This is a genomic window from Serratia oryzae (assembly GCF_001976145.1).
Lineage (GTDB): Bacteria > Pseudomonadota > Gammaproteobacteria > Enterobacterales > Enterobacteriaceae > Chania > Chania oryzae.
Genome location: NZ_MOXD01000034.1, coordinates 1 through 2,949, shown reverse-complemented (window position 1 = coordinate 2,949; position 2,949 = coordinate 1). Strand labels below are relative to the sequence as shown.

Annotated in this window: 1 rRNA gene; it reads left to right on the top strand. The window is 52.8% G+C overall.

Features of this window, described 5'->3' with window-relative positions:
* Window positions 1-153: 153 nt before the first annotated feature.
* Window positions 154-2,949: ribosomal RNA gene (locus tag BMI79_RS22720) — 23S ribosomal RNA — on the top strand; the annotation flags it as partial.

Here is a 2,949-nt window from a genome sequence, read left to right as displayed (position 1 = left end):
TTGCTCTTTAACAATCTGGAACAAGCTGAAAATTGAAACCTGACAGCAGAAACTTATCCCTCCGTAGATGTATTGGGGTAAGGATGACCCTGTCAGAGAGTCTCTCAAATGTTTGCAACGCGAATGTGGTCGAAAGACACCTTCGGGTTGTGAGGTTAAGTGACTAAGCGTACACGGTGGATGCCTAGGCAGTCAGAGGCGATGAAGGGCGTGCTAATCTGCGAAAAGTGTCGGTAAGCTGATATGAAGCGTTACAACCGGCAATACCCGAATGGGGAAACCCAGTGTGATTCGTCACACTATCGTATGGTGAATACATAGCCATACGAGGCGAACCGGGGGAACTGAAACATCTAAGTACCCCGAGGAAAAGAAATCAACCGAGATTCCCCCAGTAGCGGCGAGCGAACGGGGAAGAGCCCAGAACCTGAATCAGTGCGTGTGTTAGTGGAAGCGTCTGGAAAGTCGCGCAGTAAAGGGTGATAGCCCCGTACACCAAAATGCACGTAGTGTGAGTTCGATGAGTAGGGCGGGACACGTGACATCCTGTCTGAATATGGGGGGACCATCCTCCAAGGCTAAATACTCCTGACTGACCGATAGTGAACCAGTACCGTGAGGGAAAGGCGAAAAGAACCCCGGCGAGGGGAGTGAAATAGAACCTGAAACCGTGTACGTACAAGCAGTGGGAGCACCTTCGTGGTGTGACTGCGTACCTTTTGTATAATGGGTCAGCGACTTATATTTTGTAGCAAGGTTAACCGAATAGGGGAGCCGTAGGGAAACCGAGTCTTAACTGGGCGTCAAGTTGCAAGGTATAGACCCGAAACCCGGTGATCTAGCCATGGGCAGGTTGAAGGTTGGGTAACACTAACTGGAGGACCGAACCGACTAATGTTGAAAAATTAGCGGATGACTTGTGGCTGGGGGTGAAAGGCCAATCAAACCGGGAGATAGCTGGTTCTCCCCGAAAGCTATTTAGGTAGCGCCTCGTGAACTCATCTTCGGGGGTAGAGCACTGTTTCGGCTAGGGGGCCATCCCGGCTTACCAACCCGATGCAAACTCCGAATACCGAAGAATGTTATCACGGGAGACACACGGCGGGTGCTAACGTCCGTCGTGAAGAGGGAAACAACCCAGACCGCCAGCTAAGGTCCCAAAGTCATGGTTAAGTGGGAAACGATGTGGGAAGGCATAGACAGCCAGGATGTTGGCTTAGAAGCAGCCATCATTTAAAGAAAGCGTAATAGCTCACTGGTCGAGTCGGCCTGCGCGGAAGATGTAACGGGGCTAAACCATGCACCGAAGCTGCGGCAGCGACGCTTAGGCGTTGTTGGGTAGGGGAGCGTTCTGTAAGCCGTTGAAGGTGGTCTGTGAGGGCTGCTGGAGGTATCAGAAGTGCGAATGCTGACATAAGTAACGATAAAGCGGGTGAAAAACCCGCTCGCCGGAAGACCAAGGGTTCCTGTCCAACGTTAATCGGGGCAGGGTGAGTCGACCCCTAAGGCGAGGCTGAAAAGCGTAGTCGATGGGAAACAGGTTAATATTCCTGTACTCGGTGTTACTGCGAAGGGGGGACGGAGAAGGCTAGGCTAGCCGGGCGACGGTTGTCCCGGTTTAAGCGTGTAGGGGGTGTGACCTGGTAAATCCGGTTGCACACTAACCCTGAGGCGTGATGACGAGTCACTACGGTGGCGAAGTGGTTGATGCCAAGCTTCCAGGAAAAGCCTCTAAGCTCCAGGTAACACAGAATCGTACCCCAAACCGACACAGGTGGTCAGGTAGAGAATACCCAGGCGCTTGAGAGAACTCGGGTGAAGGAACTAGGCAAAATGGTGCCGTAACTTCGGGAGAAGGCACGCTGGCACGTAGGTGAAGGGACTTGCTCCTGGAGCTGAAGCCAGTCGCAGATACCAGCTGGCTGCAACTGTTTAATAAAAACACAGCACTGTGCAAACACGAAAGTGGACGTATACGGTGTGACGCCTGCCCGGTGCTGGAAGGTTAATTGATGGGGTTAGCGGCAACGCGAAGCTCTTGATCGAAGCCCCAGTAAACGGCGGCCGTAACTATAACGGTCCTAAGGTAGCGAAATTCCTTGTCGGGTAAGTTCCGACCTGCACGAATGGCGTAATGATGGCCAGGCTGTCTCCACCCGAGACTCAGTGAAATTGAACTCGCTGTGAAGATGCAGTGTACCCGCGGCAAGACGGAAAGACCCCGTGAACCTTTACTATAGCTTGACACTGAACATTGAGCCTTGATGTGTAGGATAGGTGGGAGGCTTTGAAGTGTGGACGCCAGTCTGCATGGAGCCAACCTTGAAATACCACCCTTTAATGTTTGATGTTCTAACTCGGCCCCGTAATCCGGGGTGAGGACAGTGTCTGGTGGGTAGTTTGACTGGGGCGGTCTCCTCCCAAAGAGTAACGGAGGAGCACGAAGGTTAGCTAATCACGGTCGGACATCGTGAGGTTAGTGCAAAGGCATAAGCTAGCTTGACTGCGAGAGTGACGGCTCGAGCAGGTACGAAAGTAGGTCTTAGTGATCCGGTGGTTCTGAATGGAAGGGCCATCGCTCAACGGATAAAAGGTACTCCGGGGATAACAGGCTGATACCGCCCAAGAGTTCATATCGACGGCGGTGTTTGGCACCTCGATGTCGGCTCATCACATCCTGGGGCTGAAGTAGGTCCCAAGGGTATGGCTGTTCGCCATTTAAAGTGGTACGCGAGCTGGGTTTAGAACGTCGTGAGACAGTTCGGTCCCTATCTGCCGTGGGCGTTGGAAGATTGAGAGGGGTTGCTCCTAGTACGAGAGGACCGGAGTGAACGCACCACTGGTGTTCGGGTTGTCATGCCAATGGCACTGCCCGGTAGCTAAGTGCGGAAAAGATAAGTGCTGAAAGCATCTAAGCACGAAACTTGCCTCGAGATGAGTCTTCCCTGG